Source organism: Devosia psychrophila (assembly GCF_000971275.1).
GTDB lineage: Bacteria > Pseudomonadota > Alphaproteobacteria > Rhizobiales > Devosiaceae > Devosia > Devosia psychrophila.
This window is the reverse complement of the sequence record NZ_LAPV01000166.1, coordinates 1-25,694: the sequence shown is the minus strand read 5'-3', so window position 1 is coordinate 25,694 and position 25,694 is coordinate 1. Positions and strand designations below refer to the sequence as shown.

At 61.5% G+C, this 25,694-nt stretch carries 26 protein-coding genes; 8 read left to right on the top strand and 18 right to left on the bottom strand.

Annotated features, from left to right (window positions below):
• The first annotated feature begins 37 nt into the window (after positions 1-37).
• Positions 38-1,330 carry a bifunctional folylpolyglutamate synthase/dihydrofolate synthase gene (locus tag WH91_RS18775; protein WP_046172545.1) on the top strand — a complete coding sequence of 431 codons (1,293 nt, stop codon included), beginning with the start codon at positions 38-40 and terminating at the stop codon, positions 1,328-1,330.
• On the opposite strand, the gene WH91_RS18770 is transcribed toward WH91_RS18775, so the two are convergent.
• The 13 genes from WH91_RS18770 to WH91_RS23725 all read right to left on the bottom strand — a co-directional run bounded on the left by WH91_RS18770 (position 1,327) and on the right by WH91_RS23725 (position 15,156).
• On the bottom strand, positions 1,327-2,997 hold the full coding sequence (locus WH91_RS18770) for a glycoside hydrolase family 3 protein (protein WP_046172544.1): 1,671 nt from the start codon (positions 2,995-2,997) through the stop codon (positions 1,327-1,329). The genes WH91_RS18775 and WH91_RS18770 overlap by 4 nt on opposite strands.
• A 418-nt stretch (positions 2,998-3,415) precedes the next feature.
• Entirely contained in the window at positions 3,416-3,739 is a 324-nt protein-coding gene (trxA, locus tag WH91_RS18765) for a thioredoxin (protein ID WP_046172543.1), read from the bottom strand.
• Between the two features lie 78 nt (positions 3,740-3,817).
• Positions 3,818-7,252, bottom strand: a complete 3,435-nt coding sequence (gene addA / locus WH91_RS18760; protein WP_046172542.1) for a double-strand break repair helicase AddA — start codon at positions 7,250-7,252, stop codon at positions 3,818-3,820.
• Positions 7,249-10,260, bottom strand: a complete 3,012-nt coding sequence (addB, locus tag WH91_RS18755) for a double-strand break repair protein AddB (protein WP_046172541.1) — start codon at positions 10,258-10,260, stop codon at positions 7,249-7,251. Before addB ends, addA begins: the two co-directional genes overlap by 4 nt.
• On the bottom strand, positions 10,257-10,916 hold the full coding sequence (locus WH91_RS22805; RefSeq protein ID WP_052952972.1) for a glycosyltransferase family protein: 660 nt from the start codon (positions 10,914-10,916) through the stop codon (positions 10,257-10,259). The genes addB and WH91_RS22805 overlap by 4 nt, the downstream gene beginning before the upstream one ends.
• A 54-nt stretch (positions 10,917-10,970) precedes the next feature.
• Positions 10,971-11,261: an Rdx family protein gene (locus WH91_RS18745; RefSeq protein ID WP_046172540.1), complete on the bottom strand. Its 291-nt coding sequence runs from the start codon at positions 11,259-11,261 to the stop codon at positions 10,971-10,973.
• Between the two features lie 3 nt (positions 11,262-11,264).
• A complete protein-coding gene (locus tag WH91_RS18740) occupies positions 11,265-11,729 on the bottom strand; it encodes a Crp/Fnr family transcriptional regulator (protein WP_046172539.1) in 465 nt (154 codons plus the stop codon).
• Between the two features lie 83 nt (positions 11,730-11,812).
• Positions 11,813-12,460, bottom strand: coding sequence for a DUF1236 domain-containing protein (locus WH91_RS22800; RefSeq protein ID WP_052952971.1), 648 nt, complete (start codon positions 12,458-12,460; stop codon positions 11,813-11,815).
• 110 nt (positions 12,461-12,570) lie between these two features.
• A complete protein-coding gene (locus WH91_RS18730) occupies positions 12,571-13,035 on the bottom strand; it encodes a glutathione peroxidase (protein ID WP_046172538.1) in 465 nt (154 codons plus the stop codon).
• Positions 13,036-13,066: 31 nt separating this feature from the next.
• Positions 13,067-13,291 (bottom strand): hypothetical protein, encoded by a 225-nt coding sequence (locus tag WH91_RS18725; protein WP_046172537.1) that lies wholly within the window; start codon positions 13,289-13,291, stop codon positions 13,067-13,069.
• 444 nt (positions 13,292-13,735) lie between these two features.
• On the bottom strand, positions 13,736-14,209 hold the full coding sequence (locus WH91_RS18720) for a hypothetical protein (protein WP_046172536.1): 474 nt from the start codon (positions 14,207-14,209) through the stop codon (positions 13,736-13,738).
• 101 nt (positions 14,210-14,310) lie between these two features.
• Positions 14,311-14,568, bottom strand: a complete 258-nt coding sequence (locus tag WH91_RS18715) for a hypothetical protein (protein ID WP_046172535.1) — start codon at positions 14,566-14,568, stop codon at positions 14,311-14,313.
• Positions 14,569-14,661: 93 nt separating this feature from the next.
• On the bottom strand, positions 14,662-15,156 hold the full coding sequence (locus WH91_RS23725; RefSeq protein ID WP_158409607.1) for an ImmA/IrrE family metallo-endopeptidase: 495 nt from the start codon (positions 15,154-15,156) through the stop codon (positions 14,662-14,664).
• 552 nt (positions 15,157-15,708) lie between these two features.
• Between WH91_RS23725 and WH91_RS18710 the strand changes: the two genes are divergently transcribed.
• The 3 genes from WH91_RS18710 (at position 15,709) to WH91_RS18700 (ending at position 18,125) form a co-directional block, all read left to right on the top strand.
• A complete protein-coding gene (locus WH91_RS18710; RefSeq protein WP_046172606.1) occupies positions 15,709-15,897 on the top strand; it encodes a hypothetical protein in 189 nt (62 codons plus the stop codon).
• A 126-nt stretch (positions 15,898-16,023) separates the two neighbouring features.
• Positions 16,024-17,151, top strand: a complete 1,128-nt coding sequence (locus tag WH91_RS18705) for a DUF2235 domain-containing protein (RefSeq protein ID WP_074797201.1) — start codon at positions 16,024-16,026, stop codon at positions 17,149-17,151.
• Between the two features lie 62 nt (positions 17,152-17,213).
• Positions 17,214-18,125, top strand: a complete 912-nt coding sequence (locus tag WH91_RS18700; RefSeq protein WP_046172534.1) for an HNH endonuclease — start codon at positions 17,214-17,216, stop codon at positions 18,123-18,125.
• Positions 18,126-18,127: 2 nt separating this feature from the next.
• Here the strand turns inward: WH91_RS18700 and WH91_RS18695 are convergent, their stop codons facing one another.
• Positions 18,128-18,820: a hypothetical protein gene (locus WH91_RS18695; protein ID WP_046172533.1), complete on the bottom strand. Its 693-nt coding sequence runs from the start codon at positions 18,818-18,820 to the stop codon at positions 18,128-18,130.
• A gap of 23 nt (positions 18,821-18,843) precedes the next feature.
• The gene (gene lepA, locus WH91_RS18690; RefSeq protein ID WP_046172532.1) at positions 18,844-20,649 is read right to left on the bottom strand and encodes a translation elongation factor 4; all 1,806 of its coding nucleotides are present in this window, start codon (positions 20,647-20,649) and stop codon (positions 18,844-18,846) included.
• A gap of 101 nt (positions 20,650-20,750) precedes the next feature.
• On the opposite strand from lepA, the gene WH91_RS18685 reads away from it, so the two are divergent.
• Entirely contained in the window at positions 20,751-21,671 is a 921-nt protein-coding gene (locus WH91_RS18685; protein WP_052952969.1) for an extensin-like domain-containing protein, read from the top strand.
• Between the two features lie 121 nt (positions 21,672-21,792).
• On the opposite strand, the gene WH91_RS18680 is transcribed toward WH91_RS18685, so the two are convergent.
• A complete protein-coding gene (locus tag WH91_RS18680) occupies positions 21,793-22,293 on the bottom strand; it encodes a hypothetical protein (RefSeq protein WP_046172531.1) in 501 nt (166 codons plus the stop codon).
• Between the two features lie 61 nt (positions 22,294-22,354).
• Complete coding sequence (locus tag WH91_RS24765; RefSeq protein ID WP_158409606.1) at positions 22,355-22,501, bottom strand: hypothetical protein; 147 nt, start codon at positions 22,499-22,501, stop codon at positions 22,355-22,357.
• A gap of 104 nt (positions 22,502-22,605) precedes the next feature.
• On the opposite strand from WH91_RS24765, the gene WH91_RS18675 reads away from it, so the two are divergent.
• The 3 genes from WH91_RS18675 to WH91_RS18665 all read left to right on the top strand — a co-directional run bounded on the left by WH91_RS18675 (position 22,606) and on the right by WH91_RS18665 (position 24,452).
• On the top strand, positions 22,606-23,517 hold the full coding sequence (locus WH91_RS18675) for a LysR substrate-binding domain-containing protein (protein ID WP_046172530.1): 912 nt from the start codon (positions 22,606-22,608) through the stop codon (positions 23,515-23,517).
• An 84-nt stretch (positions 23,518-23,601) separates the two neighbouring features.
• On the top strand, positions 23,602-23,961 hold the full coding sequence (locus WH91_RS18670) for an ArsR/SmtB family transcription factor (RefSeq protein ID WP_046172529.1): 360 nt from the start codon (positions 23,602-23,604) through the stop codon (positions 23,959-23,961).
• On the top strand, positions 23,961-24,452 hold the full coding sequence (locus WH91_RS18665) for an SRPBCC family protein (RefSeq protein WP_052952968.1): 492 nt from the start codon (positions 23,961-23,963) through the stop codon (positions 24,450-24,452). The genes WH91_RS18670 and WH91_RS18665 overlap by 1 nt, the downstream gene beginning before the upstream one ends.
• A 60-nt stretch (positions 24,453-24,512) precedes the next feature.
• Here WH91_RS18665 and WH91_RS18660 read toward each other — a convergent pair whose 3' ends face one another.
• Positions 24,513-25,550 carry an aldo/keto reductase gene (locus WH91_RS18660; RefSeq protein ID WP_046172528.1) on the bottom strand — a complete coding sequence of 346 codons (1,038 nt, stop codon included), beginning with the start codon at positions 25,548-25,550 and terminating at the stop codon, positions 24,513-24,515.
• Positions 25,551-25,694 lie beyond the last annotated feature (144 nt).

Sequence of the window (25,694 nt, the reverse complement as noted above, 5' to 3'; positions counted from 1 at the left end):
CGCTACCCCATCGGCACACGCCGCAGGTTGAGTCCAAATGTCCCGTACCGATGCCATTCTGAAGCGCCTGTCGCAGCTGCATCCCAAGCTGATCGATCTCAGCCTTGACCGCATGATGCCCTTGTTGGCTGAACTGGGCGATCCCCAGGAGCATCTACCGCCCACCATCCATGTGGCGGGGACCAATGCCAAGGGCTCGACCATTGCCTATCTGCGGGCTTTCCTCGAAGCCGCTGGCAAGAGCGTACATGTCTACAATTCGCCGCATCTGGTGCGCTTTAACGAGCGCATTCGCCTGGCCGGCACGCTGGTGGATACTCGCCGCCTCAACGCCACGCTGGAGCATGTCGAAACCGTCAATGCCGGGCGGCCGATAACCTTTTTCGAGATCACCACGGTCTCGGCCTTGCTGCTCTATGCCGAGACGCCGGCTGATTATCTGCTGCTCGAAACCGGCATGGGCGGCACCTATGACACCACCAATGTTATCAGGCAGCCGCTCGGCACTATCATCACCCCGATCGATCTCGACCATCAGGCCTTCCTCGGCAACACCGTCGCAGAGATCGCCGTCAGCAAGGCTGGCATCTTCAAACGCGGCAGCAAGGCTGTGATTGGCCTGCAGCGCGAAGAAGCCCGTCCGGTGCTCGATCGAGCGGCGCGCCGGCTGAGTATAGTCCCGGTCTGGCAGGGCGAGGATTTCCACTGCTCGCGCCAGGACGGGCGGCTGGTGTTCCAGGACGAGAACGGGTTGCTCGACCTGCCGCCGCCAGCATTGCTCGGGACGCATCAGTTCGAAAATGCGGCGCTGGCCATTGCCGCGAGCCGGCACTTTGGCCTGCCCATCGACAATGCAGCCTTCGAGCGCGGCCTGCGCAATGTCACTTGGCCGGCGCGGCTGATGCCGCTGCATGGCAAGTTGCGTGACCTGCTGCCCGCCGGTGCCGAACTCTGGCTCGACGGCGGGCATAATGCGCATGGCGCGGCGGCTTTGGCCGTGGCGCTGGCGGCGATGAACCAGCGGCGTAAGGCGCCACGGGTGCTGATCATGGGCATGATGAACACCCGGGCACCGGCCGACTTCCTTGCACCGTTCAAGGGAATGGTGAGCGAAGTGCTGACGCTCACCATTCCCGGCGAGACCAACGCCCACGGCGCCGATTTCATCACCCGGGAGGCCCGGAAGATGGGCTTTGAAGCGCGCCCGATGCGCTCGGTGGTGACGGCGCTCAAGGCCGCCGCCGAATTACCCGATGCGCGGGTGCTGATCTGCGGCTCGCTCTATCTGGCGGGCGATGTGCTGGCGCGGAACGGCACGCCGCCGGACTAATATTTCCCCTGCTCGCTACCGACGAATGGATCGACCGGGCTGGTGCCTGAGAAGGGCTGGCGGCCCATGATGGCTTCGAGTACCGCCGCCTGCATGGCTTCGCTGGAGCCATAGGCGTTGACATAGGCCGGCACGCGTGGCGCGTCATAGAGATAATAGGGAAAACCGAACGAGATCATCAGCGTCGGCATGTCGTGCCACAGGCGGTGCATGGCGCCGAATACCGAGCCGGTCAGCTTGTTCCAGTCGAGGAAGATGCGGCCGCGGGTAAGCAGGGTTTCCTCGGCAAACAAATAGAGGACGAGGTCGAAATCCTTGGGATTGGGCGGGGCATCGGGCGTGAACAGCGTGACCTCGAAACCCTCGCTTTCCAGTCGTTGGGGCAGGCTAAGCGGCAGCGGGTGCGGCACGAACGGCATGATGACGCCACTCGAATAGACCAGCACCCGACGGGTCTTGTTCGGTGACAGCGGCAGCAGGCCCCTGAGGTCCTTGACCAGGGTCGGCACCCGCGCGGTGACGCCCTGCGCGATGATCTGGTTCTGCTGGGTGGCCACGACCTGCCGGGCGGCGTCGATGCTTGGCTCAGGGCGGTCCTTGTGGAGGCCAAGGGCGGCCTTGAGGGCCAGCACTCGCGTGACGGCCTCATCGACGCGCTCCTGGCTCAGGCGGCCATCGGCGACGGCCTTGACCAGCCGCATCAGGTCGCCATTGGGATCGTTGGAAAACAGGATGACGTCGCAGCCCGAGATGATCACCTCGGGCAGAACTCCATCGCGCGGACCCCAATCGCCCAAGCCGGCCATCCCCGTTGCGTCGGAGACGATCAGGCCGTTGAAGCCCAGTTCGCGGCGCAGCAGGTCCTCGTTGAGAGCCCTGCTCAGCGAGGCCGGGCGATAGGCTTCGGCGCCGGCATCTGGATCGAGCGCCCGAACGTAGGCCGGCAGCGCGATATGGGCCGACATGATAGCCAGCACGCCATTCTCGATAGCCTTGCGATAGAGGCGGCCGAAACTGACCTCCCAATCCGGCATGGAAAGCGGATTGACCGTGGTCACCAGATGCTGGTCGCGGTCGTCGAAGCCCTCGCCGGGCCAGTGTTTTACCGTGGCGGCGACGCCATTGGCCTGGAAAGCCTCGATTTGTGCCATGGCATGGCGTTCCACTCTGTCGATGTCGCTGCCATACGAGCGGGTGCCGACGATGGCGCTGCGCCAGGCCGAATTGATGTCGACGACGGGGGTAAAGCTCCAGTTGAGGCCCACCGCATGGGCTTCGCGCGCCATGATGGTCGAAATGGCGCTGGTGGCTTCGACATCATCGACCGCGGCAAGGCCCAGCGGATTGGGCACTGCGGTGCCGAACGGCAGGCTCATCCGGCTGCCTTCGAGATCGGCGCTGACCAGCAGCGGAATGGCACTCAGCGTGCCAAGGTCGCGCGCCAGGTTGATCTCGGCGAACAGGTCGTCGGAATAAATCCGGGTAATGCCGCCCGGCTTGAAGCTGCGCACGGTCTCGGCAGTCTCTTCCGACGTGCCGCGCGCCAGCAGCACGAACAACTGGGCAAGCTTGTCGCGCGGGCTGAGGCCGTCGCGCGTCGCTGCAACCCAGGCCAGAGCCTCGTCATCGAGATTGAACGGGGCAGCGCTGAGATCGATGGGGGCCAAGGGGACGTCCTCCGGGAGTCTTTTGTTTTGTCATGTCTAGCAGAGGATGGCGGCAAAAGCAGTGGGTGGGAGTGCCGAAGCGCCGATCGGCCCACAGGGTTTCGGTTGTCAGGGAAGATGTTGCGAGACGCTTTGCCTTTGGTTGGGATCGTTAATCTCCAAGTTCGCCTAACCCGCCCGCTTCTCCCTCGGGCTTGACCCGAGGATCTTTGGCCGCCTTTGCCGGGTTGAGAGTGGCCCTCGGGTCAAGCCCGAGGGAAAACTGCGCGTGGGGTAAAATGGCAGATTATGCGGGACAATAGAGGGGCGGGGACAGGATTGTTCCAGCGCGCCGGACCAAGGCAGGGCGCGGTCCCGGGCACAAATAAAAAAACCGCCGAGTTGCCTCGGCGGTGTTTTCAAATTCTCGTCGCATGAATTACGCGGCGTGGCTCTCAAGCCACTTGGTAAGGCCTGCCTTGGGCGTGCCGGCACCAATCTTCATGTCCGCAGCTTCGCCGCCCTTGAACAGGATCATGGTCGGGATCGAGCGGACGCCATACTTGGACGTGGTCGAGGGATTCTCGTCGATGTTGAGTTTGACGATCTTGACCCGGCCGGCCAGCTCAGTCGAAAGCTCATCGAGCACGGGTGCGATTGCGCGGCACGGCCCGCACCATTCTGCCCAGAAATCCACGAGTACGGGCTCTTTGGAGTTAAGGACTTCCTCGCCGAAATTGGCGTCGGAAACGTGAGTAGTCATGGTTGTTGCCTTTGGGTTGAAAGCGGCGGTCTCTGTGCGCCTAAAGCTGGGGAGAGTCCAGCCTCGGGGCAAGTTCGCTCACCGCATGGTGAAGTCCCTTGTCGCCGCTGCTAAAATGTCTGGAGGCAAAAACATCAATGAACTCAAAGCTATTTGTTCCGTCCACAGTATGGCCGCGCGTATGTCTCGTCCGGGGAAAAGCTGACCTGCAACCAGTGCATACAATCCAAGCTGGGTTAGATAGTTCCCCGGCACGTCGCCCGCCTCTGATGGCACCGACGCATCGGACTTGTAGTCGATCACCGTTACACCGGTCTCGTCAATGACCATCCGATCCATGCGCCCGTTCAGGCGAATGTCTTTCCCGTTGCGCTTCGCGTCGAGCATAAACGACACCTCGGCCCGGCTGTTGTCGCCAAAATAAGCTGCCAGTTCGGGCCGGTCGAGAATGGCGATTGCCTTGCTGCCGATCGCCGCGTGGTTGTCTGGCATATCGGGCAGCAGAGCCAGTAGCGCCTTGGGGACGATGTCGGTCCATAGCGCGCGATCAATGCCGCCCAGATGCTGCAGCATTGCATGCAGTGCGATGCCCTCGCGCCGCGCCGTCTCGGCCTCGCGCACCTGTTCAGCCAAGGTATCCAGAGATAGCAGGCGCGAGACGTGACCACGCGCGTTCGACGGCGAGACTTCCTCGACGAGGGCTGGACCGGGTACCCGCTGCAGCACCAACGGTTGCAATGTCGAAGCGACCATAGGGGTCTTGGGCGTCACCGCGGCAGGCGCCACGCGCTGGCGCGGATAGATCAGGCCGGTCTCGCGGCCGTCGGAATCGAGCTGGCTTTCGGCCAGTGGGCGAAGGGTGCTTTCGATGGCTTCGTACCAACTTCCCGCCAGTTGCTTGCCGGCGTCGGAGCCAGGCGTCAGCGTACCGGTGACATAAAGCTCATCCTCGGCGCGGGTCATGCCTACATAGAGCCGACGCCAGTATTCAGCGAGGATATTGTCATCCACCACCTGCTTTAGAGGCATTGTGCTGGGCAAATGTCCCGCCTGACCGCTGGCATGGATCAGCAGCGGCCCCGGCGCATCGGCGATTACATAGACCGACTTGCCGACCATCTGCGGCCGTGGCTTGGTCGCTGCATCGGCGAGGATCACGATGGGCGCTTCGAGCCCCTTGGCGCCATGCACGGTCATTACTCGAACGCCGCCGCCGGCCTCGGGCAGTTCGCGCTTGATGGTGCCCTGCCGCTGCCGCATGCCGGAAACGAAGCCCTGCAACGAGGGTTGCGTGCCCTGCTCATGCTCGAGCGCCAGCGACAGCAATTCGGCGAACACGTCGTCGACTTCATTGCCCAGTCGGGCGTGAAACCGTTTCAGCCCGCCCTCGGCATAGAGCACCTGCGACAGGAATTCGAACGGGCGCTCGAAATCGAGTTCGCTGCGCCAGCGGGCGAGACGCGCATAGGCATCAGCGCAACTGGGCAGGCTGCATTGCGCCAGCGCCTGCCACAGCGTCTCGCCCTTCGGCCGCGGCTGGGCCACAGCGAGCAGATCGTCCTCGCTCACATCGAACAGTGGCGAGCGGAGCAGGGCGGCCAGTTGCAGGTCATCGGCGGTATTGAGCAGCACGTCGCACAGGGCCAGCATGTCCATCACGGCGATATGGCCGGTGACCTTGAGCCGGTCTGCACCCGGCGTCGGCAGTCCGGCAAGTCGTAGGGCGCGGATGATTTCCTGGAACAGGGCGCCACGCGACTGCACCAAAATCAGCACGTCATCGGCGCTAATGATGCGGCCTCGCCCGGTCAGCGGACGGCGCGCGGCGATCCATCGCTTGATCTCGCCTGCGATTCGGGCAGCTACCCGGCGCGGAGCGGTCTGCTCGGTTTCAAGCGCCGTGGTCGGCCATTCGCTGCCGGCCGGTGCATCGGCGGCCTGCTGCAACGGCGGCCACAGCGTGACGCTGCCGCCCAGCATGGTGCGGGCGGTATCGTGATGCACCGGCTCGGTTTCAAGCAAAGCCGACTGGATCGCCGGATTGGCGCTTACCAGATCCACCGCTTCGAGAACTTCGGGCAGCGTGCGGAAGCTGGTGCGCAGCGGCACCGGTTCGAACAGCGCATCGACCTGCGCGGCGCGCTGGCGATATTGCCGGCCGGTCTCGCCGAACAGTGCCGGATCGGCGCCCTGGAACGAATAGATCGACTGCTTCTGGTCGCCTACCGCAAACAGCGAGCGCGGTCGCTGCACCGCACCGGCGCCGGCGAAATATTCGTCGGCAATGGCTTGGACCACGCGCCACTGCTCGCCATTGGTATCCTGGCTTTCATCGACCAGGATGTGGTCGACGGCGGAGTCCAACTTGTAGCGCACCCATTCGCCGGATTCGTGGCTAAACAGGTCGGCCAGTTTTTCCACCAGATCGTCGAAATCCAGCAGCGAGCGGGCCCGCTTGAGGTTTTCATATTGCCGGGCCACCGCCATGACGATGTCGAGCAGAGCCTCGCTGCGTGCGATCAGTGTTACAGCTAGACGGCTCTCGGCCAGCGCGGCAAGACGTTCTGCCTCGGCGATCAGCATGTCGGCGAGGTCCGGATCGGCCGAGGTGATCGCCTTGACCGGGAAGCGTGCCGGCACGGTTTCATCGGCCGTCAGGAAAGCCCGCATCCAGCCTTCGGGCGACGGATTGGCGAGGTCGAGCGCCGCGAGCTTATCCTCGAGGCTTCGATTGCCGCCCTTGGGTGGGCAGATGGTGAACAGCTGGGTGATCTCACCCGGTCCGACCAACCGCTTGCCGATAATTGCGGCATTGAGTTCGGCGAGAGTCAGCGTGGGTCCGACCAGTTGGCGCAGGTTGGCCTTGGCGCGCTCGGCATCCGCCAGCACGGCCTTGAGCTTGCGCCCATCGGCCAGCGCCGCGTCAATGGAAGTGCGGATCTGCTCGTCGCTCAGTGTCTCGAACAGCGTCTCGACTGCACCTTCGGCGCCAATGCCTTGCGCCATCACCGTCTCGCGGGCCGATAGCAGCATGGCGGAGCGCTCATCATCCTCGATGACGGCAAAGTCATAGGGCACACGGGCTTCGAGCGGAAATCGGTGCAACACCGATTCGCAGAACGCGTGGATGGTGACGATCTTGAGCCCGCCGGGGGTTTCCAGCGCCTTGGCAAACAGGGTCCGCGCTCGTTCCAGCAGCAGGGCCGGATAGTTGATGCCCTCGATCTTGGTCAATTCGGCATCGAGCAGCGCCTCGTCCATCACCGCCCATTCGCCAAGCCGTTGAGCGACGCGGCGGCGCATTTCGGCAGCGGCAGCCTGGGTATAGGTGAGGCACAAAATCGCCTGCGGCTCGACGCCACTCAGCAGCAGGCGCAATACGCGCTGGGTGAGAACATAGGTCTTGCCTGAGCCGGCATTGGCCGAAACCCATATCGACCATGACGGGTCCGCCGCCCGCGCCTGATTGCGGCTGGTGTCTGACGGTACTTGCAGCGCTCCGCGTTCGCTCATGGCACGTCCTCGCCATCGACGGCGGTCCATTCAGCTGCACGCGCCAGATGGTCATAGGCGCCGGCAAAGCGTTGCCCGGCCAGCGGCAGCAGGCGTGACGGCATCGGCGTGTCGCGCATCAGGAAATGCTCGATGTGGCTTTGCATGCGCCGGGAAATTTCGTCGGCGGCGCTCATGATGTCGTGCCCTTCGGCGGCGATGAATGGTTTGGGAATGAACGCATCAGGCCCGAGGCCGACCTTGATATAAGTCAGCGCCGACGTGCTGGCCGGCGCTATGCCTTTGAGCGTTCCGGCATGTGCCATCTGCGCCTCGAGCAGCAATTGCGGCACTTCGAATGCCTGCATGGGGCCCTTGGCAGGGGGAGAGCCAGTCTTGAAGTCGATTATCTCAAGCGTACCGTCCACCAATTCGTCGACCCGGTCGGCACGGCCGCTGAGCCTGAAGCCCTCGCTCAGCGCCAGCCGCCATTCGCCGTCGATTTCGGCATGGCGCTGCTTCACAAGCACATCGCGCGCCCGCTCGTAGTCGAGAAACTGTCGCGCCGCAGTTGCAAAGCGTCGGAGCCAGATATCGCGCCGCTCGGCAATGGCTTCGAGCCCAGCGAATTTTTCCCGCGCGATGGTGTCGAGCAGTTCGGCAGCGTCGGGCGCCATTACCGAGTGGCCGGATTCGACGAAGGCGGCGAAGATGTCGTGGATGATGGTGCCGCGCTCGCGGGCATCGGGCGCATCGCCCAGCGGATCGAGCGGTCGCAGCTTGAGCACATGCTTGGCATAGATGTCATAGGGCGAGCGCATCAGCGTCTCGATCTCGGTGACCGATAGGGCGCGAGGCCGCTGGCTTGCGGGCGGATTGGGCAGTGGCCTCGGCGCTGCCATCACAGTTTCGACGGCATCGAGCCGCCTTGCCTGATCGATCCAGACCTGACCCTTGGCCTGCCAGCCTTCGGCGGTGGTTTTCCCGGCGAAGGCCTCCAACCGCTGTACCAGCCGCGAGGCAATCGCCGGACTCGAGCCGACGCGATCGGCAAAGCTGACGATGACCTCGGCGTTGCCAATGCCCTGCGCAAAGTCATGCGCGGCAAGGCCCTGCAGGCGTTCCGGCGGCTGTAACCCGGCCGCGAGCCGCATGCCGCGACTGAGCCAGGGACCCGGATCGGCCGGCTCGGGCCAGATATCCTCATTGAGACCCGCCAGGATCAGCAGGTCCGGATGCTGCAAACGCGCTTCGAGCTGGCCCCAGATGGCAATGTCATGGCGACGCTCTCCATGGGTGCGGACCTGGAAGCCCGTCATCAGCGCTGCGAGCACGCCATCCAAACCACTTGGCGCGAAACGATGGCCTTCGCCATGCTGCGCCGCCATTTGCGTCGCCCAATCATCCAGCTCTCGTCGGCCGGGCAGTTCTGCTCCATCGGCAACGACATCGAAAGCTGCGCAGAGCGCAGCTGCAAAATCGCTGGCGCTGATGGATTTCTTGGCCAACAGAGCGCGCAGCGGCGCCAGCGCCGTCTCGATGCGGGTGAACAGCGCTTCGATGGCCGGCGCATCACCGGGTTGCAGCCGGCGCGCCGGATGCTTGGCAAGCTTGTCGATATTGGCGGTGAGCAGAACGCGGAGCCCAGCCAGACCCGGATTAGGACGCTGTCCACGCAGCAGGCCGAGCTCGATCGCATCGGTCAGTTGCACGACGTCGCCGCGCGGCAGGCCAAACCGGCTCGCCTGATTGCGGAGCAGGGACACCAGATCCACCGCCGCGCAATCGCTGCCGGCCAGTGCAAGTATCTGGCGCAACAATCGGCCGGTCGCCGACTGGAACAGCGGCGCGCCGGCCGCGTCATCGACCACGACGTCGAAGCGGAGCAATTCAGCGGCGATGCGGCGCGCCAGATTACGGTCTGGCGTCACGATGCCGACGGTCTTGCGCTCTTCCAGCGCCTGCCGCGCCGCAAGGGCCACGGCGCGGGCTTCTTCATCTTCGTTGCGCGCCCGGATCATCGACAGGCCCCGGCTGGCAAGCGCCAGATCCACGGCCGACATCCGGTGCTCGGCCCAGCGGGCGGTATCCTTGGTCAGCGCCAGCGCATGGTTGACCAGCACGGTGCGGGTAGCGTCAGCGTCGGCCAGTTCGGTGACGTCTGTCACGGCAATCCCGAGGACCCGCAGCAGGCGGGCCAGACCATACTGGGGATGGCCGTGCGGGCTATTGGCGGCTTCGAGCAGGGCCGCATGATCGGCGGCGCTCATGCTGCAATCGAGCCCCGGCAGTACCACGGCGCCGCGTGGCAAGCCGTTGATCGCCTTCAGCAATCGCGCGGTGGCGGCAATCGAGCCGGTCGAGCCGGCGGCGATGACCGGTCGGTCGCCAAACAACAGCGGCGCAGCGAGCGCCTGCCGGTCGAGCCTTTGACCTCGCAGCGCGGCGGTATCGGCCTGCTTGTCGGTCTCTAGGCGGACCGGCCAGAAATTCAGCGCTATGTCGAGAAAAGTCAGGGTCTGCTGCCAGTATTCGCCGATATTGGCCTCGATATCGGGGGCGATGGCGCGGATAGCGGAGGCGCCTTTTTCCTCGGTGAGCAGGTCGTCGATCAGCGTGCCGAGCGATTCCGCCATGGAGAGGATTTCTCCGGCGGTCGGTGGACTGGAAAAGGCGCGCTGTCCGTCAGGCGAATTGGCCCATTGGTTGACGAGGCTGGACAGCACCAGCCGCCTTTTCAACCCGCTCGCAGCCGGCAGAGGCGTCGGCGCATCGAAGGGCGGCAGGAACGGTTCTTCGTCTTCCACCTCGCCGCCAAAGGTGCGGATATCGGGCAGCAGGCCATGACCCAGCCGGGTGAATTCCTCGGCCAGCATCAACTTGGCGCGGCGGGTTGGCACCACGATGGTAACATCGTTGAGCCAGAACGGCTGCGTCTGGTTGGCGCCGGCGAGAAGCGTGCCGTCGCTGACCTTCTCGGCAAGCACGCGCAGGAATTTTGCATGCGGCGCAATCGAGAATACCGTCATGGGGCAAGCCGCTTTTCGACCTCGGCCAGCGCGGCGTCGTCCTTGATCTGGAACCATGGCGCATCGAGCACGACACCATGCAGCGTTTCGCGCTCCAGCGCCGCGTCGATCAACAGGTCCAGCGAGAATGCGCAATCCGGCGCGCCGGCGAACAGGGTTTTGCCGATCAGTGCCACACCGGCCGAGATCACCGGCGCGCCATAATCGCGGGTAATCAGGCCTTGCGGCGACAGGCAGAAATCGTGGCTACGATTGAAGCCGACCGCCATATTCGGATGCACGCATAGCAGCACGATATCGTCTGGTGACGCATATCGTGCCAGCATCCGCTGTAACGGCGCATCGCTGGCGGCAGGCCAGAAGGCGTTGGTCTCCATCACGAAAAACGGATCGGCATGCAGCATCGGCAACGCCTGCTTGACCCCGCCGCCGCTGCCCAGCGCAACTTCTTCGCGGCTGACTTTGACCAGGCCGCCGAAATGCGCCAGCACGCCATGATCACCCGGCAGGCCATTCGCCACGAAACGCTTGGCGCCTTCAGCTTTGGCATTGGCCATAATGCGCTCGATGAGCGGTAGGCCGACGACCGGCCGCAGAACCATTTCATTGCCGGCCGTCAGCAGCATCACGTCGGGGAATCGCGCGGTATCAATCATGGCCGGATAAGACCGCTGCAGCGCGGGCGTGTCCAGCTTTACTCAGTCTTTGACCTAGGCCTTGTGCCCATCGGTATGGCCGAGGCTGCGTTCGGGATCGATCCGGTCGCGTACCATTTGCTTGAGTTGTTTCACATCCGGAAAACCCCCGTCACGCTTGCGCTCCCAGATCACCTCCCCATCAAGAGCGATCTCGAAGATACCACCGGTTGCGGGCACGAGGATAACTTCGCCCATTTCGAGGCTGAAGGTCGACAATACTTCCTGCGCCATCCAGGCCGAGCGCAGCAGCCAGTTGCACTGGGTGCAATAGGTGATGCGCAGCACCGGCTTGGTTTCGGCCAAAGTTCAGCCCCGCTTGCGTGGATTGCGCACATTGGTCGGATCGACCAGCGTCGCGAGAATTTCATCGACCAGGTCGAGATCCTGCCGCTTGCCGGCGGCTTGCTGCCGCAGGTCGACCAGATAGGACGTGGTGTAATACAGCCGCCGCGCCAGCATGGTGGCGATATGCAGCGAGAATTCCGGGCGAGAATCGAGAAATGTCAGCGCATCGGGGATTTCGTAGGCGGTGACGGCGGACAGCGCCTTGACCGTCGCCGAATGCGGCATGTCAAGCAGCACGGCCATTTCGCCGAAGATCGAACCGGGCTCGTCGACATGGGTGACCTGGGTGCGTTCGCGGATCACCTCCACTTGCCCTTCAACCAGCACGTAAAGCCGGCCTAGGCGCTCGCCCTCGGGGAGCATCACCGCACCGGGCTTGAAACTGGCTCTGGCCAATCCCTTGCAGTAATCCAGAATGTCGGCCATCTGCGCCCTCCGCCCGATGGATCGGTATAGCGCGGGGCTGGAGCAAAGCAAAGCCGCCCGGGGTGAACCGGGCGGCTGAGATATTAGCGGACCCAGATCACCGTGTTGGTCTGGGAATCGACCAGCGCCGGGCGGTCGCCGAAGTAGACATAACCATAGCGCGAATCGGGAATGGTGCTGACCACGGCGCCGCTTGGCAGCACCTGGCCGACCACCACGTCACCCTGGAATTCCAGCGGTGTCACAGGATTGGCCAGCGCATAATCGGCGTTGCTCTGGGACACCAGATAGCCCGGCGACTGCACCATGGCGCGGGTCGAGAGGTTGACGATCCAGACGCGGTCATTGGCATAGACATAGCCATAGTTCGCATCGCCCTCGATCGGGTAGATGGTCACATCGGCGGGGACCACGAAGCCGACATCGGCGTTGCCGGCAAAATACACCGGCTCAACCGGATTGGCGCTGACATAATCGATCGAGGCTGTCGCGATGCCCGCTTCGGCACCGATGGTGGCGCCGGCAAAGCCCCCGATCACCGCGCCGATCGGACCACCGAGCAGGCCGCCGATGACAGCGCCTGTGGCTCCGCCGCCCGCTGCGCCGACGGTAGCGCCAGCCGCTTCGTTGTCGGTCTGGGTTTCAACGCCGACAACCTTGTCCTGGGCAAAAGCTGGAAAAGCGGCGGCAAGGGACAGTGCGGCCACGGAGGCCAGAACAATCTTCTTCATGGTATTATTCCTCAGTTTGCGGCGGCGGGGATAAATCCGCGCCGGTATTCCGCCCCGTGGTCCAACAACGGGCGCTGGGAGGCGAAGTTCCGCAACCGAGGAAATCGCGGCTAGAGCTGTTGCTCGATTGCCGCAACCATGTTTTCCGGCGGCATATCGGCCGGGAAACGCGCCGCCACCTGTCCATCGCGGCCGATCAGGAATTTCGCGAAATTCCATTCGACATCGCCCGGATAGGCCGTCTTGAGCCAGCTATAGAGTTCGCTCTGGCTGGCGCCGTTGACTTCGATCTTGCCGAACATCGGGAAGCTGACGCCATATTGCGTCTCGCAGTATTCGGCGATTTCGCCGGCACTGCCCGGCTCCTGGCTGCCGAACTGGTTGCAGGGGAACCCCAGCACCACGAGGCCCTGCTCTTTATAGTCGCTCCACAGCTGTTCCAGCCCGCCATATTGCGGCGTTAGCCCGCACTGGCTGGCGGTATTGACCACCAGAACCACCTTGCCGGCATAATCGGCAAGGTTTTGCGCGCTGCCGTCGAGCAGGGGCAGGGTAAAATCACTCAGCTGTGTCATAAAATAGCGGCTCCCAAGGATGGGAGGATAGTTAATCTTCTCGCGTGCCAAGCTGCAAGAGCTCGCCCGCGCCGAGCTTGAGATCGTTCTCGCTGACGATGCGCTGGTGGCTCTCGGTGGTCGATTGCACGCGATACTGGATCACATGGCCCTCATAGGGCAGCAACGCCACGATCTTGCATTCGCCGGCCTTGCGGCTGGAAGCGCCCCGATTGGGCAGCAGGTCGAGCACCTGGCCGACTTGATATTTGTGCATGGGGGTGTCTCCTGCTGAAAAGGACCAGACAATCGAGCCCCGAAAGGGCCTTCATACACCTTTTACCAAAAATGGGGGGATTATTTGGCCGTTCCGACGCGCCAAAGCCCCGGCTGGCCACGTAGGCTTCCGGTGCGATTGGTCAGGTGGACCCCGAGACGGCTGCGCCGCTGTAAGGGATAGGAAGTGCGACGATAGCCGTCTCGGAGTGCCGGGACTTTGTCGGAAGGCGGATCGTGACCCCAGCGTTTGCCGTAGCGCCCGCCCGATTGTCACCTCCGCGCAGCCCAGGGCGAGGCGCGACCCTCTCCCTCCCGGCGATCTTCCGGCTACTGGTCGCTGCAGTACCGCCCGCATCCCGGAAAGATGGGCCAATTATGCCGCCGGTTCAGGCGGCGGGGATAAGTTTTTGTGACGGGGTAAACGCGTTGCTTGAATCGCGGGCTAGCGGTTGCGGAACTGTTCGATCCGCTTGGCTACCTTGGCGCGCAGATCGGCCACATAGGCCTCCCGCTTGGGATCGAGCCGCTCTGCAACGGGAGTGACCAGCTTGGGCCGCAGCCGGCGCACCGGCAAGATCGCGTCTCCCGCCACCAGCCAGACATAGGCGTTGAGGTCATGGCGCCAGCCCGCATTGCGGCTTTCCCAATGCTCCAGCTGCGCCAGCGCCTGACCGAGCTGCGTCACCAGCCCGCCATGATCCTCCGCCGCGACCGGCAGGCGCTCGTCAGTGCCGAGAAAAGGCATGGCCTCGCGCAGCAGGCCCTCGGCGATTGTGATGCTATAGGCCGACACCAGGCTCAGCGGGCGCCGCGCGGCAATCGGCGCGATCTGGGCATGCAGGGCGTTTAGCCTCAGCCACAACGCCTCGTGGCGCGCGGCGAGGGCATGGGTCACGGCGGGGAATTTGCGCGGCATCGGCGTCTCCTGTCTCACAGGAGATAATAAGTCTTGGCCAGCAGCCGGGGATTAGTTCGCCGGAAATAGTCTCAAAAGAGAGCCGGTCACCAGCAAGCCGGTCAGTCGACCAGCAGGCCCCATTCCGGCTTCCAGTCGCCATCATCGACAATGACCGCAATCCGATTGAGCCCGTTTTCCTGCCGCATCGTCTCGGCTGCCCGCAGCGCCGCCGGCACCGGCAGCGGAAAATCGGCAATCACTTCCACAGCCGCCACATCGGCCACAGTCCGCCCCAGCGCCCGCCGCACAGTAACAATAACCGCATCATGCGGATGTCGCTGATGCGGATGCAGACGCTTCAATTCGCTGGTGCTCATAGCCTTCGCCCCGGAGATCATGGTGAAGAAAGGATTACGGGGGCGGGGGTTCCATCACGATAAGGGGTATTGATAATGAAGGGACATAATCAGCTACTGCTGTATCGGCTGGGAAAGCTTCCTGCGTCTATTTGTTGACCACCGCGCCACGTCGCACAGACGGTAACGTAGTGTCAGCAAAGAGTTGCTGACACCGTAGTGACGCGCCGCGTCAGATAAAGAACCAAAATTCTCAAACGCGTGTAACGCTGCACGCTTTGGTACAAGCAGCGTGAAGGCTAGGTGGTCGGCTTCTTGCTCAAGTGTCTTATCTACATTGCGGTGTCCATGTTCCGTGAGCGGAGGCATGGGTGGGTGGCCGAGAACCACATGTGCGATTTCGTGCATTATGCTTGAGTTGACACGATTTGAATGAACCAAATCGTTGAAAACGATATGACGATAGCTGCCATCACAAAGTGCCGTTGCAGAAAAGGCAGCCGAGCCTGCGTTTGAAAGTAAGCTTACGGCTCCAGCATCCAAATCAGATAATTCTGATAATTTGGTCAGAGGAATGTCCAAGTGCCTTGCTAATTCTAGTGAAGTCATAGGCGCGATCTCGGGAAGTCCAAGCTCCTCACGGAACTCGACTGCATATTCTTCTGCTTCCTTTATGAAACCGCGCCTAAATCTACTCGACATCTCTAGTCTTTCGCATGTGTTCGTATGCGGATTTTAACATTGATTCCAATGCCTTAGCGCTTTCCCCACTAAGGTTTTTATCTGCGCGAAGAAGGGCTGTTATCTTCGTAAGGGGTTCTGCTGTCCTTTGATCTGAATACGCAGTTCTATAAAATACTTTGACATCGATTCCGGCCCACGAGGCAAGTGCGGCAAGTCCGTCGATATCTGGCCGTCGGCCTTGTCCCATTCGTGTCAAGGTCGATGCGGCAACTTCGGCCTGTGCTGCGACCTGTTTCCATGTAAGGCGTCTCGCCTGACGCTCGCTGTCGAGCGCGGCATAGAAGCCCTCAGCATCAAATCGGTCATTTGACATGTGACCTCCAATTTCACTCTTGCAATTACTCCCTTGTCGTGTGATTGATGTTGGGCAATTGCAATCTAGCAATTGGCATCAACAACCGCAAGCAGGAGTTACAAATGGCAAAGAACACTGGAAACGATCACCGTCGTGGCGCCGTAACAGCGCGCACTCAGTTTCAGCATTCCAATGGGATGTTTCAGAAACGCGACGAGCGCAGCGGGCAATTCATGGAAGTCAAACAGTCGACCGGCCCTTTCAAGGGCGTGGCAAAGGAACCTGATGGCCGAGACAGCAAAAACTCCTAGACACCTGAATATCACTAAGATCCGCCCAAGGGCGTGCGATGATGACGACTACCAAGAGTACATGCGGGCCGTGTTGCGGCAGGCTAATAAGTATCCCGACAAACCTTTTATCTCGAGGACACACTGATGAAGCGCTTGGTCATTTTTTGCGACGGAACGTGGAATCGTATGTCCGCGGAGCATCCCACAAACGTCCTCATCGGTGCACAATTCGTTCTGCCGGTCGACGCATCAGGCGTGTCCCAGATAACATACTACGATGAAGGCGTGGGCACGACAGGCGGGCGAGTAAGCACGATGCTCGCAGGCATGTTTGGTAGGGGATTGCTGGATAAAATCGAAGCCGCCTACCGGTTTTTGATCTTCAATTATGAACCCGGCGACGAGGTATTCATATTTGGTTTTTCACGCGGCGCATACACGGCGCGATCTCTGGCTGGCCTAATTCGCAAATGTGCAATCGTACCGCGATCACAAGCCGGAAAAATCCGAGAAATCTTTGATTTCTACAAGGATGCAGACACACTCCCCGACAGCGACGAAGCGCAACGGCGTCGGATGGCCTATTCGCCTGCGACAGTCATCAAAGAAGCTGATCGAAAGTGGAGGATAGACCACGGCGCAGACCCAGTTGAGGTCTCAAAAGCGCAACCGCTAACTGTTAGATACATTGGCGTTTGGGATTCAGTGGGTGCCTTGGGCATACCCCAGCACTTGCCGGGAAGCGCATTTTTTCAGCTGGGCAAAAAATATCAGTTCCACGACACCGAACTTAGCAGCACCGTTAGGGCCGCGCGCCACGCAATGGCGATTGATGAAAATCGATTGAGCTTCGCCCCGACAAAGTGGAGCAATTTAGAAACGCTGAACGCGACCACCGCTAGCGGCGACAAGTACCAACAAATCTGGTTTCCGGGCGATCATGGGTCTGTTGGTGGCGGTGGCGATATTCGCGGGCTGTCAAACGATGCGCTAATCTGGATCATGGAAGGCGCAAAAGCTGAAGGTTTAGCGCTAAATCAGTCAGCGATGGAAACCTACAAAGCAAACATCGACCCCTTAGCCCCTCTGTCAAATCAGAGCAAAAAGCCGGGCTGGTCAGAACGAATCTACCAACGCGCTGATCGTGATGGACCGCAGCAGAAAAGTCTTATCTCGGGCAGTGCGGCAACCCGGTTAGCCTACGAAGTCAAAGCAAAAGATTGGAAGCCATATCGTCCAGGCACCTTGAAGGCGCTGTGGCCAAAGAACTAGTTCAACGGTAGCCTTGCTGCTTGCAGACCTTGTCGGTGCTGTAAGCAGCAGAGGCGCGGCAAATGACCTTCGGCGTTTTTATTCATCGTGCCGACTCCGTCTACGACGACAGTCCTGCCAGCCAGTATCAGTTCCCCAAGCCCTATCTTCAACGTGCTTTAGCGACCGTCGGTGACTGGATCGTCTATTACGAGCCGGTCAAGGTTCGGGGGTCGAAGGGTTATTACGCGATAGCACGGGTGGCCAAGATCGTGCCAGACCCGACGGTGGCTAATATGTATTTAGCGCTAATCGAGCCAGGCAGTTATCTCGAATTTCCCAATCCCGTGCCGTTCGATGATGGCAATGGTCTGGTCGAGGCTGGCTTGCTGAATGAGCAAGGCCGCGTATCGGGGCGGGCGCAGGCGGCGGTGCGGCCGATTTCGCCGAAGGACTTTGATCGCATTCTGACGCGTGGACTGGCGGATGATCAGCCGCTGTTGCCGCGTATCGGTGCGGTGGACCTGCCAGTAGAAATGCCGTTCCAGCTTGATGAGGGGCAGGCGCCTTTTGCCTTTGAGCAGGAACGCGAGCGCGTTGCAGCGATGACGACGCGGGTAGTGCGGGACCGCGTGTTTCGGCGCGTAGTGCTGCGCGCCTATGGCGAGCGCTGCGCAGTGACCGGGCTCAAGCTGATCAATGGCGGTGGGCGCGCCGAAGTGGCGGCGGCGCATATTCGTCCGGTTGAGCATAATGGGCCGGACATCATCAACAATGGCGTAGCGCTATCGGGCACGGCGCATTGGATGTTTGACCGTGGGCTGATTGGGTTCAACGACGATCTCGACATCATCATCTCGCGGCAGGTGAATGACCGCGACGGCGTTGAAAGCCTGATCAACAAGACTGGCAAGATGATTGGTCCGCTGGCGGCGCGAGACCGTCCGCATCCCGCGTTTTTGAATTGGCACCGCGAAAATTGTTTTAAGGCGTGAGCTTAGGATGGGTCTGGGTCTGCTCGAGCAGCACCTGCTGCAGGCCGGTGGGTTCCAAAGGCGGGCGCGTAGCGATACCGCATAAAATCTTCAATCAGTTCGGCTGTTAGGCTCGTCGCTTGATCGAACGAATCCACAATCTCAGCGAACCACTCGTCGGGCCGCGCATCGTCTGTGCCGTTGAGATGGAAGAACAGTACGGGCGTACCTGGCCGCTCAGATAGTCCAGTTTTGATGTGCGCTGATGATAGATGCACATAGGCGGAAGTGGCCTCATAAGCCTTGGTCAGACCGGGGTAATGCTGATTTAGCCTTCGATGCAAAACCGCGTCGGAGAGCGGTTCACCCTGCCGTGACTTTAGTTTGCTATATTTCTCGTCATTCATCAGTCGTTCGCCAGCGGCTTCGACATTATCGACAAGCGACAGACCAAACATGCGCAGGCCGGTATCTAACTGCAGCCGGATTAGCGACGAGGCGGCAAGTGTGTTTTTTGCACGTGTCAGAGTGCAAAATGCATGGGTCAACGAGGCGGTTTTATTGATGGCCGCGAGCGCGTACCAAGCAATGTCAGGAACCTTTGAGCCATTCGGACCAAAATAGGTATGCGGGATTTTCCGCAGCTCTGCTGACATCCGCTCGATTTTGCCGAGATGAGCTTCCAGATCAAACGCGTCGGCTAACGGCTGATCCAAGAAATACCCCTTGAGCTAAAGCCCTACTCATCACCCATCTTTAGCGCCTTGATGAACGCCTCTTGCGGGATGTTCACATTGCCATACTGGCGCATCTTGGCTTTGCCCTTTTTCTGCTTGTCGAGCAGCTTGCGCTTGCGGGTGGCGTCGCCGCCGTAGCATTTTGCCGTCACGTCCTTGCGCATGGCGCGGACGGTTTCGCGGGCGATGATCTTGCCGCCGATGGCGGCCTGGATCGGGATCACGAACAGATGCGGCGGAATCAGTTCCTTGAGCTTTTCGCACATGATGCGGCCGCGCGTTTCGGCGACGGTGCGGTGCACCAGCATGGAAAGCGCATCGACCGGTTCGGCATTGACCAGGATGGTCAGCTTGACCAGGTCGCCGACGCGATGGGTGTCGAGCTTGTAGTCAAAGCTCGCATACCCCTTGGAAATGGACTTCAGGCGATCGTAGAAATCGAACACCACCTCGTTGAGCGGCAGGTCATATTCCACCATGGCGCGATTGCCGACATAGGAAAGATTGGTCTGCATGCCGCGGCGATCCTGGCACAGTTTCAGAATGCTGCCGAGATATTCGTCGGGGGTGAGAATGGTCGCCTTGATCCACGGCTCGCGAATTTCCTCGATCTGCATCACATCCGGCAGGTCGGCCGGATTGTGCAGCATCATGGTGGAGCCATCGCGCATCGAGATCTCGTAGACCACCGATGGCGCGGTGGCGATCAGGTCGAGATCGAACTCGCGGCTGAGGCGTTCCTGGATGATTTCGAGATGCAGCAGGCCCAGGAACCCGCAGCGGAAACCAAAACCCAGGGCAGCCGAAGTTTCCATTTCGAAGCTGAAGCTGGCGTCGTTGAGCCGCAGCTTGCCCATGGCGGCGCGCAGCTCGTCGAAATCGGAGGCATCGACCGGGAACAAGCCACAGAACACCACGGGCTGGGCCGGGCGGAAATCGGGCAGCGCCTGGGCCGTCGGCTTCTTGTCCTCGGTGATGGTGTCGCCGACATTGGTATCGGCCACTTCCTTGATCGAGGCGGTGAAAACGCCAAGCTCGCCGGGGCCCAGCTCCTTGACTTCGACCAGCTTGGGCGTGTTGACGGCGACGCGATCCAGCTCATAGACGGCGCCCGAGGCCATCATGCGGATGCGCTGGCCCTTCTTCATCACGCCATCGATGACGCGGACGAGGACGACGACGCCCAGATAAGTATCGTACCAGCTATCGACCAGCAGCGCCTTGAGCGGCAGGTCGATATCGCCCTTGGGGGCGGGCAGGCGGTGCACGATGGCCTCGAGCACGGTGTCGATGCCGATGCCGGTCTTGGCGGAGATTTCGAGCGCTTCGGACGCGTCGATGCCGATGACGTCCTCGATCTGCTGTTTGACGCGCGGAATATCGGCGGCGGGCAGGTCGACCTTGTTGAGGACCGGGACGATCTCGTGATTGGCGTCGAGCGCGTGATAGACATTGGCGAGGGTCTGCGCCTCGACGCCCTGGGAGGCATCGACGACCAGCAATGAGCCCTCGACGGCGGCCATCGAGCGTGAGACTTCATAGGCGAAGTCGACGTGGCCGGGCGTGTCGATCAGGTTGAGAATATAGGTCTCGCCGTTGTTGGCCTTATAGGTCAGCCGGACGGTTTGTGCCTTGATGGTAATGCCGCGCTCGCGCTCGATATCCATCGAGTCGAGCACCTGCTCCTTCATCTCGCGCAGATCGAGCCCTCCAGTGGACTGGATCAGGCGATCGGCCAGAGTGGACTTGCCATGGTCGATATGGGCGACGATGGAGAAATTGCGGATGTGGGATAGCGGCGTTGTCATAGGGGGCTGATAGCAGAAGCATGAGGGGTCGCAAAGATGGTTTCCGCCAAGTTAACCGCAGGTGTGTCGTGCCTTTTGTGATGCTGGCGCGTTGTGGCTGCATGCGCACAGTTTTCAAGCTCCTCGCCATCGCCCCGCTCCTGCTGACGACGCCGGTCCTGGCGCAGGATTTCCTGGCGCCGCTGCAAGACATGGTGGACCAGTTCACCAAGCCGGCGGAACGGCCACGCAGTTCGCCCAGGACGGCGCCCAAGCCGGTGGAAACCGCGCCGATCCCACGGCCGCGGCCACCCGATTTGCCCGACGTGCCGGTCGTAGCGTCCCCGGTATCGCCCGCGCCGGAGGCTAAGCCGGCTGTGGTTGAGGAACAAGAAGAGGTCGCGCCCGAAGTGGTGGCGAAGCCTGAACCTGAGCCGGAGCCCGTGGTTGAACCTGAGCCGGTCGTCGAAGCCGAGCCGGACCGAGTCTATCAGGTGGCGTGCCCGGCGGTAATCATGGGCTTGGTCGAGGCCGAGATGACGCCGCCGCTGAGCGAGGGGATTTGTGGCGAACATTCGCCGCTGACGGTGACGGCTGTGATGAGCCGCGGCCGCATGGTGCCTCTATCGAGCCCGGTGACCACCAATTGCCAGATGGCCAGCGCCTTGCCGAAATGGGTAGAAAGCGTCGATGGCTACGCCGAAGCCATGCTCGAAAGCCGGCTGGCCTCGGTCGATACCGGCACCAGCTACATGTGTCGCAACCGCAATAGCGCCGACGCCGGTTTTACCTCCGAGCACGGCTTCGCCAATGCGGTGGATGTCACCGGGTTCACGCTGGAAGATGGACGCGGCATCGGCGTCCAAGCGGATTGGGCCAAAGCCACGGCGCCCGAAGGACGGCTGCTCAGACTGGCCCATGATGCCGCCTGCGGTAGCTTCATGACCGTGCTCGGCCCGGAAGCCAATGCCGAACATCACGACCATCTGCATCTCGACCTCGCCTGCCATGGTAAGAGCTGCACGACGCGAATCTGCGAGTAGACATCGGCTGTTACAAGAACAGGCCGTAACCTTCGGGCTTGACCCGAGGGGAGTGTAATTGCTGCATCGAGAGCTAAGTGGAGAGCCCTCGGGTCAAGCCCGAGGGTGACGATCGGGGGCGTTACTGCGCCGGAGTGGCAGGAGCTGCCGGAGTCGAAGTCTCGGCTGGTGTTGTCGGCGTGGCGGCTTCAACTGGTGTCGCGGCGGCGGGACCAACTGCGGCAGCCTGGGCCTTGTAAATCGCGGTTACGGCATCGACGCTGATGCGGTCGGTGCTGCCATCGGCGCAATCGGGCGTGGTCTTTTCAACGTCGGCCTTGACCTGGGTATAGGCCTTCTCGGCGGATGGAATATCGAGGCTCAATGCGGCTTCGAGCCGGGCCCGGTCGGCCGCCATGCCCTCAGCCACCGCCGGCTCGACAGTGAGCGAGCACAGCTCGATGACCGCTTGGGTAGCATAGAAGCCAGTCAGCATATTGGCCTGCTTGGGCGATGTATTGAACTGGGCGGCCGGGTCCACGACGATATCGGTGGCGGCGGGTACTGCTGGCGCGGCTTCCTGGGCGACGGCGGCCCCGGTAAGAACGGCGAAGACGGCCAATGCGGCGATGGATCGGATCATCGGGAGCTCCTTGAGGGGCGGGAATTTCTGTCCCACAACCTTCAAAGGCCCGATTGTGGCCTCAGCACGGCGCGCCGTCGCGAACCGGGTGATGCGCCGGCAGATCCGCCCAGTCGCGCAGGCACATGTTCTCCGGATCGGGCTGGATGCGCTCACTGGAAAACAGGGCCGCAACGAGACGGTTGAGAATCCGGATAAGATTAGACATTTTGTTGGTCTCCTTTCGGCATTGTTAAGGTTGGATACCCGATATGCGCCGCTATTGCTGACGTCGCAATGGACAAGGTGGCGCGGTCACTATAGAAAAAGTATATGACTTCAGCCTTTCCCATTCCGCTCAATGCCTTGCGTGCCATCGAAATCGTGGCGCGCCGTGGTGCTCTGGCCCCGGCCGCCGAAGAACTGGGCGTCACCATTGGCGCGGTGAGCCAGCATCTGCGACGCGCCGAAGAGCGGCTGGGCATGGAGCTATTCGAGCGGACGCCGGCCGGCTTGCGGGCGCTGCCGGCGCTCAAGGCGGTGCTGCCACAACTGACATCGGGCTTCGCTTCGCTGCAGGATGGTTTGGCCGGCTTGAAAGGCACCGACGAGGGCGTGCTGAACCTGACGGTGGGCAGTGTGTTTGCATCGCGCTGGCTGATCTGGCGCATCAACAAATTCACCGTGCTGCACCCCGATGTCGAGGTGCGGCTTAACGTAACCTCCGCCATGCTCGACCTGAGCCGGCCTGACCTGGATTGCGGCATTCGCTTTGGACACGGCACATGGACTGGCAACAATTCTGAATTGATCGGCGGCACCGCCTATCAGCCGGTCTGTGCCCCGCCAGTCGCCAAGCGGCTGAAAAGCCCGGCTAATCTTGCCGACGTGCCGGTCATTCAGGACGAAACCACCATGCTCAGCTGGGACGCCTGGCGCGCCGAGGTGGGACTTGACCCGACGATCAAACTGACCGGCCCGACCTATTCGGACGCTTCCCTGGCGGTAGATGCGGCGATTTCCGAGCAAGGGGTGCTGATGGCCGCCGACATGATGAGCGCCGATGCAGTCAGCGATGGACGGCTGGTGCGCCCATTCGAGCATCCCGTCGAAGGCCCGCAGGGCTATTGGCTGGTGGTGGCAAAGGGGCGCCGCGAGAGCCGAAAATTACGGGCATTCCGCGAATGGCTGAAAGTGGAAGTGCCCGCCAGCGCTCGGGGCTATGTGAACCAAAGCCGGGGGTAAGTCGCGTATTTGAGCTCATGCTGTTGACGGGGTATGGGTTTACGAAGTATTTAGCTGATCATGTAATTATCAAAGTACGTAAACATGACCGATGTACTCAGCGCAACATTCGCGGCCCTCGCCGACCCAACGAGGCGAGCTATTTTGGCCCGACTGATCCATGGGCCGGCGACCATCAATGAGCTGGCGGCCCCGTTCCACATGACCCTGCCTTCTGTATCTCGGCACGTCAAAGTGCTGGAACAAGCCGGTCTGGTCAGCAAGTCGCGCGAGGCACAGTTTCGCTCCTGCCGACTGGAGGCGCTGCCGCTTGAGGCGGCCGATGGCTGGCTGGCTGAGTATCGTCAGTTCTTCAGCGAACGCTTTGACCGGCTGGAGGCGCAGCTCAAGGTCATGATGGCGGATCGGGACCGCAAGACCAGCACCACAGAAGGAGATCAATGATGGCGCCGGCCTATCAACTCGAACGTGGCTTCACCCTGACCCGTGTGCTCGACGCCCCGCCTGAAGTGGTATTTCAGGCATGGACCGACCCCGCTCATCTGGACTGGTTCTTCAATCCGGATACCGCGCCGGATGCCGGGACGCAGGTGGACCTACGCGTTGGTGGCGCCTGGCGACAACGCATGGTGATCGATGAGAAGACGCAGTACATGACCGGCGGCGTCTATCGGGAAATCGTAGCCAACAGAAAGCTGGTTTTCACCTGGGGAGCCAGCGGTGGCTGGCCCAATCTAGACGAGGGGGTCGGACCCCTGGTCACGGTGGAACTGATCCCCGCGGGCAGCCGGACGCGGATGGATTTCACGGTGCAACTACCCGATCAGCTGAGCGATGCCGAGGCCAAGGAATGGATGTCCAAAGGCATAGACAAGGGCTGGGCCGAGACAGTTGCAAGGCTGGTTCAGAGATATCAGGTAGCGGCGCAGGGCTAGTCCGCACAGCGTCAAGTCGAGAAAAGGTGGGCGACGCTAATTCGCCGCCCACAGGAGTGTCTAACGCAACCAGCCACTTGGACGGGGATGCAGCTCCATCTGGCCGTCCTTGGTCGCCTCGTCGATCGCGGCGATTTCTTCTGGCGTCAGATCGAGATTGTTGAGCACGCCCAGATTGTCCTTGAGCTGTTCGAGATTGCGCACTCCGATCAGTGCCGAGGTCATTTCCGGCCGGCGCAGCGCCCAGCTGAGGGCGAGTTGCACCATGGTCTGGCCGCGACTGCGGGCGATTTCGCCGAGCTTGTCGACCGCGGCGAGCACGCGGGGTTCGATGTGGCTGGCGCGCAGCGTGCCATTGGGATTGTCGCCACGTGTACCGCCGACGCCACCGGAATTATATTTGCCCGAGAGCACGCCCTGGGCGAGTGGCGAGAAGGCAATCATGCCGATGCCGAGTTCGCCACAGGCGTCGATGGTATGGTCGTTTTCGACCCAGCGATTGATCATCGAATAGCTGGGCTGGTGGATGGTGGTGGCAACGCCCATTTCTTTCAGGATGCGATAGGCCTCGCGGGTCTCTTGTTCGGGATAGCTGGAAATGCCTACATAGATCGCCTTGCCGCTTCGCACGGCATGGGCCAGCGCGCCCATGGTTTCCTCGAGCGGGGTCTCGGCATCGTAGCGGTGCGAATAGAAGATATCGACATAGTCGAGGCCCATGCGGGCCAGCGATTGGTCGAGGCTGGCGAGCAGGTATTTGCGAGAGCCGAAATCGCCATAGGGGCCGGGCCACATGGTATAGCCAGCCTTGGTCGAGATGATCAGCTCATCGCGATAGGGGCGGAAGTCGCGGGCCATGATCTGGCCGAACAGCTCTTCGGACGAGCCGGCGGGCGGGCCGTAATTGTTGGCGAGATCGAAATGGGTAATGCCCTGGTCGAAGGCATGGCCGAGGATTTCCATGGCGGAGGGATAGTCCCGGGTGCCGCCGAAATTCTGCCACAGCCCGAGGCTGATCACCGGCAGCTTCAGCCCCGATTTGCCCGAACGGCGGTATTGCATCGTATCATAGCGTGCCGTATCGGCCCGATAGGTCATGGTATTCTCCAGCAATTTCTCGATTGGTCCCGGTGACCGGGCAATGGTATGAGCGGGCCGATGAATGAGAAATCGGCTCCTATGAACGCCAATCTGCCCCAGACCCCGCTGCCATACAAGGTGATGGCGATCTATAAATTTGCC